Here is a 14,731-nt window from a genome sequence, read left to right on the forward strand (position 1 = left end):
GTAGGTGCCCGGCGAATCCGGAATGTTGTAGTTGATGATTGGCGGCCCGTCAGCGGGTTGCAGCGCGCCCGGTCGTGGTCGGCGCCTGCACGACCGCGCCGGGGACAGGAAAGAAAGAGCCAGGACGCGTAGGGCAGCGAGGCGGGGCAGGACGGGGGGCTCCGGTTCAGCGGCGTGTGCGCCCAGTATACGCCGGCCCGCGCTGCTTCCAGCGCTGGAACGTTATCCGATTCCGGAGCATGGTCGAGCCGCGCTTCAGCCTGGTTGTGACGGAAGGTCGGTGGTGAAGGCAGAGACGCGCCAGGCCTGGGCGGCGGAGATCACCGACCTCGACGAGCTTGCCGCGGCGCAGGGCGACGCGCGGATGGAGCATAGCCGGACCGCATCCGGGCCGTTCCGTCTGCGCATGCGGGTTGCCGATTTCGGCACGCTCCGGCTCCAGTCGAACGAGGCGAGCAACGGCTACATCGCGCAAGGCGTCCTTCGTGCGGACCGCTTCGGCCTGCTGCTGCCGACCGGCGGTCCGGCCGGCGAATCGCGGTTCAACGGCAGCCTGCTCGGGGCCGACGACATCGTGCTAGCCCGGCCGGGGGCCGAGATCCTGGCTCATGCCCGGGCCGGAGCGGCCTGGGCTGCCCTTCTGCTAGGCGACGGAGAGTTCGGCACGCCGATCGAGGACGCCTGGCCGTCCGGGGCGGGGACCTTTCTCTGTGTCGGCCGGCTGCGCGCCGCGCCGGGCCTTCGGCGCCTGACGGTCGAGGTCGGCGACATGGCCGCCACCAACCCCGCGGCGCTGCGCGCCCCGGCTGTCGCCGGCGCGATCGTCGAGGCCGTCTCGGCCCGTCTGGCGGCCGCGCTCGCCACGGCGCCGGAGCGGCCGGCCAGGGCCAGCGGGCAGCATCTGCGGGTCGTGAGGAGGGCGATGGACTACCTCGACGCCGTCCTCGCGCAGCCCGTCTACAGCGAGGAGGTCGGCCGGGCGCTCGGCGTCAGCCCGCGCGCGCTGAACGAGTCCTTCGGCGTCGCCCTCGGGGTCAGCCTGCAACAGTACCTGCGCATCCGGCGGCTGAACCTGGCCCGCCGGCTGCTGCGGCAGGCGGTCGAGGGGACGCTGGTGAAGACGATCGCCCTCGACCTCGGCTTCTGGCATCTCGGGCGCTTCTCCCTGGCCTATCGGGACCTGTTCGGGGAGACCCCGTCGGAAACGCTGGCCGGCCGCCCCGGCTGAGGCAAGGCGCACACGCGGGAACCGGAACGCCCCCGCCGCGCCGTGACAATTCGCTGACCGGCCGGGGGGTTTGCGCGGGGCGCCGGCTGTCCCACATTGATGCCAGAATTCACGCGCCGGCCCCGCTCCCCCGGGCCGGGGCTGCCCGGCCCGCCGGGCCTGAAAGGACGACCGATGCAGCGCGAGCGCGACCCCGTCGAGATCTACGACAATACCCTCGTCCCCATGGTCGTCGAGCAGACGGCGCGCGGCGAGCGGGCCTTCGATATCTATTCCCGCCTGCTCAAGGAGAGGATCATCTTCCTGACCGGCCCGGTCTACGACCAGGTCGCCAGCCTGCTCTGCGCGCAGCTGCTGTTTCTGGAGAGCGAGAATCCGAACAAGGACATCGCTTTCTACATCAATTCCCCGGGCGGTGTGGTGACGGCGGGCCTCGCGATCTACGACACCATGCAGTACATCCGCTCCCCCGTCTCGACGGTGTGCATGGGCATGGCGGCATCCATGGGCAGCCTGCTGCTGACGGCGGGCGAGAAGGGCAAGCGCTTCTCGCTCCCCAACGGGCGGATCATGGTCCACCAGCCCTCCGGCGGCGCGCAGGGCCAGGCGACCGACATCGAGATCCAGGCGCGCGAGATCCTGAAGACCCGCCAGCGCCTCAACGAGATCTATGTGAAGCACACGGGCCAGCCCATCGAGCAGATCCAGGCCAAGCTCGAGCGCGACACCTATATGTCGGCCGAGGAGGCCCGGGATTTCGGCCTCGTGGACCAGGTGGTCGAGCAGCGGCCACTCACGGTCGCCGAGGCGACGAAAGGCTGAGCTCGGCGCGGCCCCCGGCGGGACCCTTGGGGGTAGCCAAGGGCCCCGCCACAGCTGTTAACCGCACGGCCATCCCGGCCATGCGTCAATCGGGTTATGCTTTCCCCCCGCCCCAGCGGCGACTATGGTGGCCGTTGGCCGACCTTCCTCCCAGGGGGCGGGCGAGAGCTGAGGCCGGGACCCCGTCCGCGGGGCGACGGCTTTTGGAGCAGGCATGAGCAAGTCCGCGGACTCGAAGAACACCCTGTACTGCTCGTTCTGCGGCAAGTCGCAGCACGAGGTCCGCAAGTTGATTGCGGGCCCGACCGTGTTCATCTGCGACGAATGCGTCGAACTCTGCATGGACATCATCCGCGAGGAGCACAAGACGCACCTCGTGAAGTCCCGCGACGGCGTCCCGACGCCGAAGGAGATCTGCAAGGTCCTCGATGATTACGTCATCGGCCAGGACCACGCCAAGCGGGTCCTCTCGGTCGCGGTCCACAACCACTACAAGCGGCTCGCCCATAGCGGGAAGTCGGGCGACATCGAGATCGCGAAGTCGAACATCATGCTGATCGGGCCGACGGGCTCGGGCAAGACGCTGCTCGCGCAGACGCTCGCCCGCATCCTCGACGTCCCCTTCACCATGGCCGATGCGACGACGTTGACCGAGGCCGGCTATGTCGGCGAGGACGTCGAGAACATTATCCTGAAGCTGCTGCAGGCCGCCGACTACAACGTCGAGCGCGCGCAGCGCGGCATCGTCTACATCGACGAGGTCGACAAGATCAGCCGCAAGTCGGACAACCCCTCCATCACCCGCGACGTGTCGGGCGAGGGCGTCCAGCAGGCGCTGCTCAAGATCATGGAGGGCACGGTCGCCTCCGTCCCGCCGCAGGGCGGGCGGAAGCATCCCCAGCAGGAATTCCTGCAGGTGGACACGACCAACATCCTATTCATCTGCGGCGGCGCCTTCGCGGGGCTCGAGCGCATCATCGGCGCCCGCGGCAAGGGTTCCGGCATCGGCTTCGGCGCCGAGGTGAAGTCGCCCGACGATCGCCGCACCGGCGCCATCCTGCGAGAGGTCGAGCCCGAGGACTTGCTGAAGTTTGGCCTGATCCCCGAGTTCATCGGCCGCCTGCCGGTGGTCGCCACCCTCGAGGACCTCGACGAGAAGGCGCTGATCGAGATCCTGACCAAGCCGAAGAACGCCCTGGTCAAGCAGTACCAGCGCCTGTTCGAGATGGAAGGCGCCAAGCTCTCCTTCACCGAGGACGCCCTGCGCTCGGTCGCGACGCGGGCGATCCAGCGCAAGACCGGCGCGCGGGGGCTCCGCTCCATCATGGAGAGCATCCTGCTCGGCACCATGTTCGACCTGCCCGGCCTCGAGGACGTCGAGGAGGTGGTGGTGAACGGCGAGGTGGCCGAGGGCCGCGCGAGCCCGCTCTTCATCTACGGCGAGCGCAAGGCGGAGCAGGCCGCCGGCTGAGCATCCGCTTGGACCCCCACCCCACACCTGCGCACCACGCGCCCCGGCCATGGGCCAGGGCCACGCTTGCAGTGGGGGGGCGGGGGACCCATCTTCCAACAATCCCGTGGTGCCGGGCCGTGCCGAAAAGCGAGGGGACCGAGGATCGGTCCTGTCGTGGGCGGCCCCGCGCCGATCGTCCCGAGCGAGGTCCCGATGGCGGCTGAAGAGAAAGTAGTTGGCCGCGCCGAGCAGCTTCCCGTGCTGCCCCTGCGCGACATCGTCGTATTTCCCCACATGATCGTGCCCCTCTTCGTCGGGCGCGAGAAATCCGTCCGCGCCCTTGAAGCCGTGATGCGCGACGACAAACAGATCCTGCTCGTCGCGCAGAAGAACGCGTCCCAGGACGATCCCGGCGTGGACGACCTGTACAATGTCGGCACGGTCTCCACCGTGCTGCAGCTGCTGAAGCTGCCGGACGGCACGGTCAAGGTGCTGGTCGAGGGCGGCAGGCGCGCGAAGATCGACGCCTACAAGGCTACCGACCCGTATTTCGAGGCCTTCGCCGGCCCGATGGCGGAGGAGAAGCCGGCCGAGGGTCGCGAGACCGAGGCGCTGGCGCGGTCCGTCGTCACGCAGTTCGAGAGCTACATCAAGCTCAACAAGAAGATCGCGCCGGAGGTGCTGGTCTCGATCAACCAGATCGACGACCCGTCCAAGCTGGCGGACACCGTCGCGTCGCACCTGAACCTCAAGATCGCCGAGAAGCAGGAGCTGCTGGAGACCGCGGGCGTCGCCCCGCGTCTCGAGCGCGTCTTCGCCCATATGGAAGGCGAGATCGGCGTCCTGCAGGTGGAAAAGCGCATCCGGAACCGCGTGAAGCGGCAGATGGAGAAGACGCAGCGCGAGTACTACCTGAACGAGCAGCTGAAGGCGATCCAGAAGGAACTGGGCGAGGGCGAGGACGGCAAGGACGAGGCCGCCGAGCTCGAGGCCAAGATCAAGGCCACCAAGTTCACGAAGGAAGCGCGCGAGAAGGCGATCGCGGAGCTGAAGAAGCTCAAGACGATGTCGCCGATGTCGGCCGAGGCGACCGTCGTGCGAAACTACCTCGACTGGATGCTCTCGATTCCCTGGAAGAAGCGCACCCGCATCCGCAACGACATCGTCGCAGCGGAAAAGGTGCTCGAGCACGACCACTATGGCCTCGACAAGGTCAAGGAGCGGATCATCGAGTACCTGGCGGTGCAGTCGCGCAGCCAGAAGATCCGCGGGCCCATCCTGTGCCTGGTCGGGCCGCCCGGCGTCGGCAAGACCTCGCTCGGCAAGTCCATCGCCAAGGCGACGGGGCGCAACTTCGTGCGCATGTCGCTCGGCGGCGTGCGGGACGAGGCCGAGGTGCGCGGCCATCGCCGGACCTATATCGGCTCCATGCCCGGCAAGGTGATCCAGGGCATGAAGAAGGCGAAGTCGTCCAACCCGCTCTTCCTGCTCGATGAGATCGACAAGCTGGGCGCGGATTGGCGGGGCGATCCCTCGGCCGCGTTGCTGGAGGTGCTGGACCCCGAGCAGAACTCGACCTTCAACGACCACTACCTCGAGGTCGACTACGACCTGTCGGACGTGATGTTCATCACCACGGCGAACAGCCTGCGCATGCCGCAGCCGCTGCTCGACCGCATGGAGATCATCCGCATCCCCGGCTACACCGAGGACGAGAAGGTCGAGATCGCCAAGCGCCACCTGCTGCCCAAGGTCGCCGAGGCCAACGGGCTGAAGGCCGGCGAGTGGACGATTAGCGACGAGGCGATCCGCGACATGGTGCGCTACCACACGCGGGAAGCGGGCGTGCGCAACCTCGAGCGCGAGCTCGCGGGCATCGCGCGCAAGGCGGTGCGCGAGATCGTCGCGAAGAAGTCGAAGAAGGTCGCGGTCACCGTCAAGAACCTCGAGAAGTTCGCAGGCGTGCGGAAATTCCGCTACGGGGAGGCCGAGGCCGAGGACATGGTGGGCGTGGTCACCGGCCTGGCCTGGACCGAGGTCGGCGGCGAGATCCTGACGATCGAAGGCGTCATGGTGCCGGGCAAGGGCAACGTGAAGACGACCGGCAAGCTCGGCGACGTCATGCAGGAAAGCGTCAGCGCGGCGATGAGTTATGTCCGCTCGCGTGCGACGAATTTCGGCGTGAAGCCCACGCTGTTCGAGAAGCGCGACATCCATGTGCACGTGCCGGAAGGCGCGACGCCCAAGGATGGACCTTCCGCGGGTGTCGCGATGGCGACCTCCATCGTCTCCGTGCTGACCGGCATCCCGGTCCGCAAGGACATCGCGATGACGGGCGAGGTCACGCTGCGCGGCCGCGTGCTGCCGATTGGCGGCCTGAAGGAGAAGCTTCTCGCCGCGCTCCGCGCGGGCGTCACCACGGTCTTCATCCCGAAGGACAATGAGAAGGATCTCGCGGAGATCCCGGACAACGTGAAGAAGAACCTGAAGATCATCGCCGTCAGCCATGTGGACGAGGTGATCGGCAAGGCTCTCGCGCGTCAGCCCGAGCCGATCACCTGGGAGGAGCCGGCGGAGACGCCGCCGGCGCCGGCCGCGGGAGACGGTGCGGGTGTGCGGCCGCACTGAGCGCGTTCTTCAGACGATGTGAAAGGGCGTCTGCCGAAAGGCAGGCGCCCTTTTCATTTCTGCCCGGCGCGCGCGATGCCGCGGCGCGTGGCGGCATCCCGAGCATCCCTCGCGGAGGCGCGGATTCCTGCGGATATCCGGGGTTGTGCACGTTGACGTGTGCGAAAGGCCGCGCCTAGTGTCCGCCCGCGCCGCGCCGGGGACCGGCGCAGGCCATTCGGTACATGTGTTGGAACCTCCAGGGGGGGCATGATGAACAAGCAGGATCTGGTCGCGATCGTCGCCGATGCCGGCGATCTGCCGAAGTCGAAGGCCGGCGACGTGCTGGATGCGGTGTTCGAGGCGATCACCAAGGCGCTGAAGAAGAAGCAGGACGTGCGCCTGGTCGGCTTCGGCACCTTCTCGACGTCGAAGCGCAAGGCCGGCAAGGGCCGCAACCCCCGCACCGGAGAGGAGATCAAGATCCCGGCGAGCACGACCGTGCGCTTCAAGGCCGGCAAGGGCCTGAAGGACGCCGTGAACTGAGTTCAAGCCGGCAGGGGATTTTGCCGAGGGCCGGTCCGCAAGGACCGGCCCTTCGTGTTTGCGAGGCGTGCAGATGCGACCATCCGCGGGCTACTGGCCGCGCCGCGACTCAGTGCGTCGCGGGTCGCTTCGTGCTCCCTCCGGCGGATTATTCCCTGCCGCTTGCGGCAGGGAAGAATGGGCGCTGACGGGTTCGAACCGCCGACCACCTGTGTGTAAGACAGGCGCTCTACCGCTGAGCTAAGCGCCCCCGCGCTGCCCTACGCCGGGACGCGCCGGCCGCCAAGCCTCCGGTGCATGGCGCGGGCCGCGGGACTGCTCCCCCATGCCGATTTGCCGCACCCGCGCAAAAACTTTGGGGTTGCGCTTCACGCTGTTGCGGCAACCGCTAGAGTTCGGCCGTGCGACCCGTCCTGCTCCTCCTCGCCGCCCTGGCCTGGCCTCTCGCGGCGCGCGCGCAGGCGTCGGTCGAGATGCACGGCGTCACGCTCTACGACCAGGCCGCGCTGCTCTCCTACGCCGACGCCGTCGCGCGGCAGGAAGCCGCGCCCGACCTCGCCGCCACCGCCCGCGTCATCGAGCAGCTCTACCACGAGGATGGCTGGTTCCTGGCCCGCGCCTGGGCCTTCCGCGATCCCGTCTCCGGCCGGCAGGGAATCGCGGTGAACGAGGGCGGCGTGCGCCGGATCGAGGTCACCGGCGTCGAGGAGCGCGCGGGCAACCGCATCGCCGCCTATCTCGCGCCGGTGATGGACGGCACGCCGCTCCGCCTCGATGCCTATGAGCGCGCGCTGATGCTGGCCGGCGACCTCGCGGGGATCTCGCTGCGGTCGGAATTCGTGCCGGATCCCGCGACGGGCGAATACCGCTCCGTCATCCATGCGCAGCAGCGCCGCTACGCCGTCTCTGCGCTGGTGGACAACGTCCCGCGCGCGAGCGCCGTGGACGCGTTCGTCAGCGGCGAGGCCTATTCGCTGCTGACCACCGGCGACCTCGCTCGTGTCGTGGTCGGCGGCACCAGCGCCACCGACGCGACGAAGCCGGGCTTCAACGGCGCGGCCTTCTACCGCGTGCCGATCGGTAATGACGGTCTGTATGCCGAGGCCTTTGCGTCGAACCTCGTCTACACCCGCGACTTCGATGGCACCCAGACCGAACGGCGCAACCAGCGCGGCGAGTTCTACGGCGCGGTGCTCGGCTATCCCGTGCTGCGGCGGATCGACCAGTCGCTCTACCTGATGCTGGAGGCCGACCACCGGGCGATCGACGTGGACGGCGCGGAGTTCACGACGGACCGGTCGAGCGCGCTGCGCGTCTCCGCCTACTACACCTCCAACGATGTGCAGGCGCCGGCCTTCCGGCTGGGGCTGACGCTATCCTTCGGCGACGCCTATTCCGCGTCCAACACCAATGTCAGCCCGACATTCTGGCATCTGCGCGCCGTGGCCGGCGCGGTGTTCCGGCTCGGCGAGCCCGGGCAGGGCTGGGCGCTCCGGCTGGAAGGCTACGCGAAGTATTCGCCGGACACGCTGACGGAGACGGAGCGGATGTATCTCGGCGACCGCGAGCGGATGCGCGGCTACGCGCTCGGTACCGCGACGGGCGACACCGGCGCAATCGGAACGATCGAGCTCAGCCGCTACATCCCGGTGGAGCGCGGCATCCTGCAATCCGTGACACCCTCGGTGTTCCTGGATGCGGGCACGGTGCGGAAGAACAGCCCCTATCCCGCTGCGCCGGGGACGGTGCTGCCGGGGACGCTCGGGGAGAGGACGGTGTCGCTGGCCTCCGTCGGTGTCGCCTGGCGGGCGATCTTGGATCGCGGGTTCGCCCTCTCCGGCTGGGTCGGGCTGCCGCTGAGCGACGACGGGACGGGCGTGCAGTACAGCCCGGCCGCCTATGTCCGGCTGACGAAGGCCTGGTGAGGGAGTCGGCGATGCGGCGGATCCTGCTCGGCACCATCGCTCCCGTGGCGCTGCTTCTGGTGGCAGGCGAGGCGGCGGCGCAGTCGCGCAGCGCCGGCGGCGGGGCCAACGGCAACCGCTTCGGCTGGTGCCAGGGCACGCACAACCCGCACGCCGCGGATTCCTGCGGGTTGGTGGTGCCAGTGAACCCCTTGTCTGTCACGGGGACGCACCAGGACCCGCCGCAGGCCACCCAGTTGCCGCCGCGGCAGCAGCCCGTCGTGGTGACGGCCACGCCGCCCGGGACGCTGGTGATGCCGGGCGGGGCGGTGACGCCCCAGGTCGCGCCGGGCGGGGTGACCATGGTGCCGCAGTCGGTCCCGCCGCGCGTCATCGCGGTGCCGCCGCTGCCAGGGACCGTGGTGCAGGGTCCGGTGGCCGCGCCGCAGGGCGTGCCGGTGGTGGTGACGCCGGTGCCGCAGGTGCCGGTCACGACGCCGGGCGGGCCGGGGCCGATGCAGGCGCCGCCGGGGCTCGGGTCGGTGGTGCTCCAGCAGAGGCCGCCCGACCCGCTGGTCGCGCCGTCGCGGCCGGTCGTCGTGCAGCGGCCGCAGGGGCCGCCGCCGGGGGTGGTGCTGCCGCCGGCGCAGGTGCCGTTGGTTCCGCCGCCCGGCAGGCCGCTGCCGCAGGCCGTGCCGATCGCGGTCCCGCCGGATCCGGCGCGCCTGCCGCTGGTTGACGTGCCGGTTGCCCGGCCGCCGCCGCAGCAGGGACCGGGACAGCAGCCGCCGCTGGTTGCGCAGCCGCAGCCGAGACCGCCACAGGGGCAGGGGCCGATCGCGAGTCCGCCCGACGCGATCAGGCCTCCGCCGCAGCAGATCCCGATCGCGCAGCCGCCCTTGCCGCAGGGGCCGGGGCAGATGCCGGTCATGGTCGCCCGCCCCCAGCCTTTGCCGGTCGGCCAGCGCGTGCCCGTCGCGATCCCGCGGGACCCGACGCGTGGGCCGGCGCAACAGGTGCCGATCGCGCAGCCGCCGCTGCCGCAGGGTTCGACCCAGCAGCCGGCGCTGGTGGTCCAGCCGCAGCCGCGGCCGCCCGTCCAGCAGCGACCGATCGCGGTGCCGCCTGACCCGACGCGCGGCTCGCCGCAGCAGGTGCCGATCGCGGTGCCACCCGAACCGACGCGCCTGCCGCCGCAGCAGGGCCCGATCGCGCAGCCACCACTGCCGCAGGGACCGAACCAGCAGCCGCCCTTGGTGGCGCAGCCTCAGCCGCGGCCGCCGGTCCAGCAGGGGCCGATCGCCGTGCCGCCCAACCCGACGCGCGGCCCGCCGCAGCAGGTGCCGATCGCGGTGCCACCCGAACCGACGCGCTTGCCGCCGCAGCAGGGCCCGATCGCGCAGCCACCACTGCCGCAGGGACCGAACCAGCAGCCGCCCTTGGTGGCGCAGCCTCAGCCGCGGCCGCGCGTCCAGCAGGGGCCGATCGCTGTGCCGCCCGACCCGACGCGCGTGCCGCCGCAGCAGGGGCCGATCGCGCAGCCGGCTTTGCCGCAGGGACCAAACCAGCAGCCGCCCTTGGTGGCGCAGCCTCAGCCGCGGCCGCCCGTCCAGCAGGGGCCGATCGCTGTGCCGCCCGACCCGACGCGCCTGCCGCCGCAGCAAGGCCCGATCGCCCAGCCGCTGCTGCCGCAGGGACCGAACCAGCAGCCGCCCTTGGTGGCGCAGCCTCAGCCGCGGCCACCGATCCAGCAGGGCCCGATCGCGGTGCCGCCGGACCCGACGCGCTTGCCGCCGCAACAGGGGCCCATCGCACAGCCGCTGCTGCCCCAGCAGCCGCCGCTCATCGTGATACCGCCGGCCAGGCCGCCGGCGCAGACAGTTGCCCTCGATATGCCGCCGCTGCCGCCCGGCACGGTCGCGGGACAGTTGGTCAACGGCACGACCCTCGTCACCATCAGCCCGACGCCGACTGCGTCGCCGCTCGCGCCGCAGATGATCACCCGCGCGCCGGGCCGCCAGGCGCTGTTCGACCAGCCGCATTTCGACCCCGGCCCGTCCGGCGGGGCGCTGAACTGCATCGCCAGCGGCCATGCGCTGCGGACCTATATCGACGAGAACGGCGTCCGCCGCGTCGCCGGCGACCTGCCGACCCTTGTCGTGATGTCCATGGCCTTCCGGGACATCCCCGCCACCCACCCCGAGCACGCGGAATGCCTGATCGCCGTCCGCCGGCGCGACTGGCGCGAGATCCCGGTTTTCGTCCCGGCCGACGCACGATAGACGTCTCGCCTCGGGGCGCGCGCTTGACACCACCCCGCGCCCCTCCTATTCCCCGCGGCCTGTCGCACGCGGGTGTAGCTCAGTCGGTTAGAGCGCCGGCCTGTCACGCCGGAGGTCGCGGGTTCGAGCCCCGTCACTCGCGCCAGCGACGGAACATCATGTAAATCGATGCGACTGCGTGCCCTGGACGTTCCGGGGCCGCGCCCGCATCTTAGCTGCCTATCCACATTAACTCGGTCCCTATGGCGGAGCGCGGCGGGCGCGGGTAATGTCCGTTTCGCTGCAATGCGGCATTTCGGGGACCCGGCCCTTGCGGGACGCCCCCGATGGGCGCATCCGGCATCCCAGGGACACAAGATCCCGGGCAAGGTTGCAAGGCTAAGGACGGCACAGGCATGACCCAGCCGCTGCTGGCGGAATACTTCCCGATCCTCGTCTTTCTCGGGATCGCCGCGGGCATCGCCTGCGCGATGGTCGGCGGCGCGCTGCTCGCAGCGAAGCAGAAGCCGGACCCCGAGAAGCTGTCGACCTACGAATGCGGCTTCGAGCCCTTCGACGACACGCGGCGGCGCTTCGACGTGCGGTTCTACCTCGTCGCCATCCTCTTCATCATCTTCGACCTGGAAGTCGCCTTCCTCTTCCCCTGGGCGGTCGCGCTCAACGAGATCGGGTGGTTCGGCTTCCTGTCCATGATGGGTTTCCTCGGCGTGCTCACCGTCGGCTTCGTCTATGAGTGGCGGAAGGGCGCGCTGGACTGGGAATGAACCCGGGCGAGGTGCCCTGACGGGCACCCCCGGAGCTCGGGCGCGGCGGGCGCCAGGGAGATCGGAATGAGTGGTTCAACTGCTGCGTCGCAGGACGGCGCACTCGCATGGAACAAGGAGGCGCTGCCTCCCGGTCCTGCGCAGGATGCGGTGATCAAGGGCATCACCGGAGAGGTCGAGGAAAAGGGCTTCGTCGTCGCCAACCTCGACAAGGTCGTGAACTGGGCCCGCACGGGCAGCCTCTGGCCGATGACCTTCGGCCTGGCCTGCTGCGCGGTCCCGATGATCCACGCCTACATGGCGCGCTACGACCTCGATCGCTTCGGCGTCATCCCGCGGGGATCGCCGCGCCAGTCCGACGTGATGATCGTGGCCGGCACGCTGACCAACAAGATGGCTCCCGCGCTGCGCAAGGTCTACGACCAGATGAGCGAGCCGCGCTGGGTGATCAGCATGGGCAGCTGCGCCAACGGCGGCGGCTACTACCACTACTCCTACAGCGTCGTGCGCGGCTGCGACCGCATCGTGCCGGTGGACGTCTACGTCCCGGGCTGCCCGCCGACGGCAGAGGCGCTGGTCTACGGGATCATGCAGCTTCAGAAGAAGATCCGCCGCACGGGGACGATCCTTCGTGGCTGAGCAGCAGATGAGCCTTGCCGAGCTCGGCGCCGCGATCGCCGAGGCCGCCGGCCCCGCGGTGCAGGAAGCCTATGTCGAGCGCGGGCAGGAGTTGGTGGTCCGCGCGACGCGCCAGGGCCTTCTCCCGCTGCTGCTGCTGCTGCGCGACGACCCGCGGCTCGCCTTCGAGCAGCTGATGGACCTCTGCGGGCTGGATTGGCCGGAGCGGCCTGAGCGCTTCGAGGTCGCCTACAATTTGCTCTCGCTGCAGTACAACCGGCGCATCCGCGTCCTGGTTTCGACCGACGAGGCGACGCCGGTGCCGAGCTGCGTCGGCCTCTGGCCCGCCGCGACCTGGTACGAGCGCGAGGCCTGGGACATGTACGGCATCGTCTTCGAGGGTCAGCCCGACCTGCGGCGCCTGCTGACGGATTACGGCTTTGAAGGCCACCCCCTGCGCAAGGACTTTCCGCTGACCGGCTTCGTCGAGGTCCGCTACGACGAGACCCGCAAGGCCGTGGTCTATGAGCCCGTCGCGCTGACCCAGGACTTCCGGAATTTCGACTTCCTCAGCCCGTGGGAGGGCATGACGACGCTCCCGGGCGACGAGAAGGTGCATCTCACGCGCGAGGAACGCGGCCAGATCGAAGGCCCGATGACATGAGCAGCGACGTGTCCATCCAGGTGGTCCCTCCCGCCGTCGAGGAACCCGCGACCCGCACCATCGAGGTCGACAGCCACCACATCAATTTCGGCCCGCAGCACCCCGCAGCGCATGGCGTGCTGCGCCTGATCTTGGAGATGAAGGGCGAGGTGGTGGAGCGTGCCGATCCGCATATCGGCCTGCTGCATCGCGGCACCGAGAAGTTGATGGAATACAAGACGTATCTTCAGGCGATGCCCTACATGGATCGCCTGGACTACGTCTCGCCGATGTGCATGGAGCACACCTGGGTGCTCGCGGTGGAGAAGCTGCTCGGCGTCGAGAAGGACGTGCCGGAGCGCGCGCGCTGGATCCGCACGATGTTCGCGGAGCTGACCCGCATCGCGAACCACCTGCTGAACATCACGACCTATGCGCTCGACGTCGGCGCCATCACGCCGAGCCTCTGGGGCTTCGAGCAGCGGGAGTATCTGCTGGAGTTCTACGAGGCCGTGGGCGGCAGCCACTACCACGTCAACTACTTCCGCGCGGGCGGCGTGAGCCGCGACCTGCCGGCGGGTCTCGAGGACAAGATCAGGCTCTGGGCGGCGCAGTTCCCGGCCTTCCTCGATGAGCTCGAGGGGCTGCTGTCGGGCAACCGCATCTTCAAGCAGCGTACCGTCGATATCGGCGTCATGACGGCCGAGCAGGCGATGTCCTGGGGCTTCAGCGGGCCCTGCCTTCGGGCTTCCGGCTGCGCGTGGGATCTGCGCAAGTCGCAGCCCTACGACATGTATGGCGAGCTCGACTTCGACGTGCCGGTCGGCGTGCATGGCGACTGCTACGACCGCTACCTCGTCCGCATGCTGGAGATGCGGGAGAGCCTTCGCATCGTCCACCAGTGCCTGGAGCGGATGAAGCCCGGCCCGGTGAAGATTGCGGACAACAAGATCACGCCGCCGATGCGCGGCGAGATGAAGCGTTCGATGGAGAGCCTGATCCACCACTTCAAGCTCTACACCGAGGGGTACCACGTGCCCGCCGGCGCGACCTACACCGCGACCGAGGCGCCGAAGGGCGAGTTCGGCGTCTACATGGTGGCCGACGGCACCAACCGCCCGTATCGCGTGAAGATCCGCGCGCCTGGCTTCGCGCATCTCCAGGCGATGGAGGCGCTCTCCAAGGGGCACATGCTGGCGGATGCGGTGTCCGTCATCGGCAGCCTCGACATCGTCTTCGGGGAGATCGACCGGTGAGTCCCGTCGAGCCGACGAGCTTCGCATTCGACGAACAGAGCGAGGCGCAGATCGGGAAGATCCTCGCGCGCTATCCCCAGGGCAAGCAGGCGAGTGCCACCATCCCGCTGCTCTATGTCGTGCAGCGCCAGATGGGGCGGCTGACCGGCAGCGCCTGGGTGCCGCGCGTGGCGATGGATGTCATCGCCGACCGTCTCGGCATCGCGCCGATCCGCGTCTACGAGGTCGCAACCTTCTACTTCATGTTCAACATGAAGCCGATCGGCCGCTTCCACCTGCAGCTCTGCGGCACGACGCCCTGCATGCTGCGTGGGTCGGACGACGTGATGCGCGCGTGCCATGACGCAGCCCACGTGAAGGTCGGCGAGACCAGCGGTGACGGGCTGTTCACGCTGACCGAGGTCGAGTGCCTCGGCGCCTGCGTGAACGCGCCGGTGCTGCAGGTCGACGACGACTACTACGAGGACCTGGATTACGACCGCACGGTCCAGCTGATCGAGGCGCTGAAGCGCGGCGAGCGGCCGAAGCCGGGCAGCACCATCGGGCGCCAGACCAGCGCGCCCGAAGGCGGCCCGCTGACGCTGACCGACGTGGCGGGGGAATAGGCA

The 14,731-nt window shown here is 69.4% G+C and carries 12 protein-coding genes and 2 tRNA genes; 13 read left to right on the forward strand and 1 reads right to left on the reverse strand.

Going from position 1 to position 14,731, the window contains the following annotated elements:
• Window positions 1–283: 283 nt before the first annotated feature.
• From ACLF3M_RS19400 to ACLF3M_RS19420, 5 genes are all read left to right on the forward strand, one after another.
• The gene (locus ACLF3M_RS19400) at window positions 284–1,228 is read left to right on the forward strand and encodes a helix-turn-helix domain-containing protein (protein ID WP_430658621.1); all 945 of its coding nucleotides are present in this window, start codon (window positions 284–286) and stop codon (window positions 1,226–1,228) included.
• Between the two features lie 174 nt (window positions 1,229–1,402).
• Window positions 1,403–2,050 (forward strand): ATP-dependent Clp endopeptidase proteolytic subunit ClpP, encoded by a 648-nt coding sequence (gene clpP / locus ACLF3M_RS19405; RefSeq protein WP_430658622.1) that lies wholly within the window; start codon window positions 1,403–1,405, stop codon window positions 2,048–2,050.
• 214 nt (window positions 2,051–2,264) lie between these two features.
• Entirely contained in the window at window positions 2,265–3,521 is a 1,257-nt protein-coding gene (gene clpX / locus ACLF3M_RS19410) for an ATP-dependent Clp protease ATP-binding subunit ClpX (RefSeq protein WP_430658623.1), read from the forward strand.
• Between the two features lie 195 nt (window positions 3,522–3,716).
• On the forward strand, window positions 3,717–6,131 hold the full coding sequence (gene lon, locus ACLF3M_RS19415; RefSeq protein WP_430658739.1) for an endopeptidase La: 2,415 nt from the start codon (window positions 3,717–3,719) through the stop codon (window positions 6,129–6,131).
• A 252-nt stretch (window positions 6,132–6,383) separates the two neighbouring features.
• Window positions 6,384–6,656, forward strand: a complete 273-nt coding sequence (locus ACLF3M_RS19420) for an HU family DNA-binding protein (protein ID WP_430658624.1) — start codon at window positions 6,384–6,386, stop codon at window positions 6,654–6,656.
• A gap of 178 nt (window positions 6,657–6,834) precedes the next feature.
• Here ACLF3M_RS19420 and ACLF3M_RS19425 read toward each other — a convergent pair.
• Window positions 6,835–6,906: transfer RNA gene (locus ACLF3M_RS19425), tRNA-Val, on the reverse strand.
• Between the two features lie 151 nt (window positions 6,907–7,057).
• Between ACLF3M_RS19425 and ACLF3M_RS19430 the strand changes: the two genes are divergently transcribed.
• The 8 genes from ACLF3M_RS19430 (at window position 7,058) to ACLF3M_RS19465 (ending at window position 14,728) form a co-directional block, all read left to right on the forward strand.
• Complete coding sequence (locus ACLF3M_RS19430; RefSeq protein ID WP_430658625.1) at window positions 7,058–8,581, forward strand: ShlB/FhaC/HecB family hemolysin secretion/activation protein; 1,524 nt, start codon at window positions 7,058–7,060, stop codon at window positions 8,579–8,581.
• An 11-nt stretch (window positions 8,582–8,592) separates the two neighbouring features.
• Complete coding sequence (locus tag ACLF3M_RS19435) at window positions 8,593–10,842, forward strand: hypothetical protein (RefSeq protein ID WP_430658626.1); 2,250 nt, start codon at window positions 8,593–8,595, stop codon at window positions 10,840–10,842.
• Between the two features lie 68 nt (window positions 10,843–10,910).
• A tRNA-Asp gene (locus ACLF3M_RS19440) sits at window positions 10,911–10,987 on the forward strand.
• A gap of 250 nt (window positions 10,988–11,237) precedes the next feature.
• Window positions 11,238–11,606: an NADH-quinone oxidoreductase subunit A gene (locus ACLF3M_RS19445; protein ID WP_430658627.1), complete on the forward strand. Its 369-nt coding sequence runs from the start codon at window positions 11,238–11,240 to the stop codon at window positions 11,604–11,606.
• 66 nt (window positions 11,607–11,672) lie between these two features.
• On the forward strand, window positions 11,673–12,245 hold the full coding sequence (locus tag ACLF3M_RS19450; RefSeq protein ID WP_430658628.1) for a NuoB/complex I 20 kDa subunit family protein: 573 nt from the start codon (window positions 11,673–11,675) through the stop codon (window positions 12,243–12,245).
• Between the two features lie 7 nt (window positions 12,246–12,252).
• Window positions 12,253–12,888: an NADH-quinone oxidoreductase subunit C gene (locus ACLF3M_RS19455; protein WP_430658740.1), complete on the forward strand. Its 636-nt coding sequence runs from the start codon at window positions 12,253–12,255 to the stop codon at window positions 12,886–12,888.
• Window positions 12,885–14,123, forward strand: coding sequence for an NADH-quinone oxidoreductase subunit D (locus ACLF3M_RS19460; protein WP_430658629.1), 1,239 nt, complete (start codon window positions 12,885–12,887; stop codon window positions 14,121–14,123). The genes ACLF3M_RS19455 and ACLF3M_RS19460 overlap by 4 nt, the downstream gene beginning before the upstream one ends.
• Window positions 14,120–14,728 (forward strand): complex I 24 kDa subunit family protein, encoded by a 609-nt coding sequence (locus tag ACLF3M_RS19465; protein ID WP_430658630.1) that lies wholly within the window; start codon window positions 14,120–14,122, stop codon window positions 14,726–14,728. Before ACLF3M_RS19460 ends, ACLF3M_RS19465 begins: the two co-directional genes overlap by 4 nt.
• Window positions 14,729–14,731: the final 3 nt, after the last annotated feature.

Source organism: Falsiroseomonas sp. HW251 (assembly GCF_050563545.1).
GTDB lineage: Bacteria > Pseudomonadota > Alphaproteobacteria > Acetobacterales > Acetobacteraceae > Falsiroseomonas.

Excerpts from the sequence above, each read along its gene's own strand:
- ACLF3M_RS19435 (WP_430658626.1), top strand. The coding sequence starts at position 8,593 with ATGCGGCGGATCCTGCTCGGCACCATCGCTCCCGTGGCGCTGCTTCTG.
- clpP (WP_430658622.1), top strand. The coding sequence starts at position 1,403 with ATGCAGCGCGAGCGCGACCCCGTCGAGATCTACGACAATACCCTCGTC.
- ACLF3M_RS19420 (WP_430658624.1), top strand. The coding sequence starts at position 6,384 with ATGAACAAGCAGGATCTGGTCGCGATCGTCGCCGATGCCGGCGATCTG.
- lon (WP_430658739.1), top strand. The coding sequence starts at position 3,717 with ATGGCGGCTGAAGAGAAAGTAGTTGGCCGCGCCGAGCAGCTTCCCGTG.
- ACLF3M_RS19460 (WP_430658629.1), top strand. The coding sequence starts at position 12,885 with ATGAGCAGCGACGTGTCCATCCAGGTGGTCCCTCCCGCCGTCGAGGAA.
- ACLF3M_RS19450 (WP_430658628.1), top strand. The coding sequence starts at position 11,673 with ATGAGTGGTTCAACTGCTGCGTCGCAGGACGGCGCACTCGCATGGAAC.
- clpX (WP_430658623.1), top strand. The coding sequence starts at position 2,265 with ATGAGCAAGTCCGCGGACTCGAAGAACACCCTGTACTGCTCGTTCTGC.
- ACLF3M_RS19455 (WP_430658740.1), top strand. The coding sequence starts at position 12,253 with ATGAGCCTTGCCGAGCTCGGCGCCGCGATCGCCGAGGCCGCCGGCCCC.
- ACLF3M_RS19445 (WP_430658627.1), top strand. The coding sequence starts at position 11,238 with ATGACCCAGCCGCTGCTGGCGGAATACTTCCCGATCCTCGTCTTTCTC.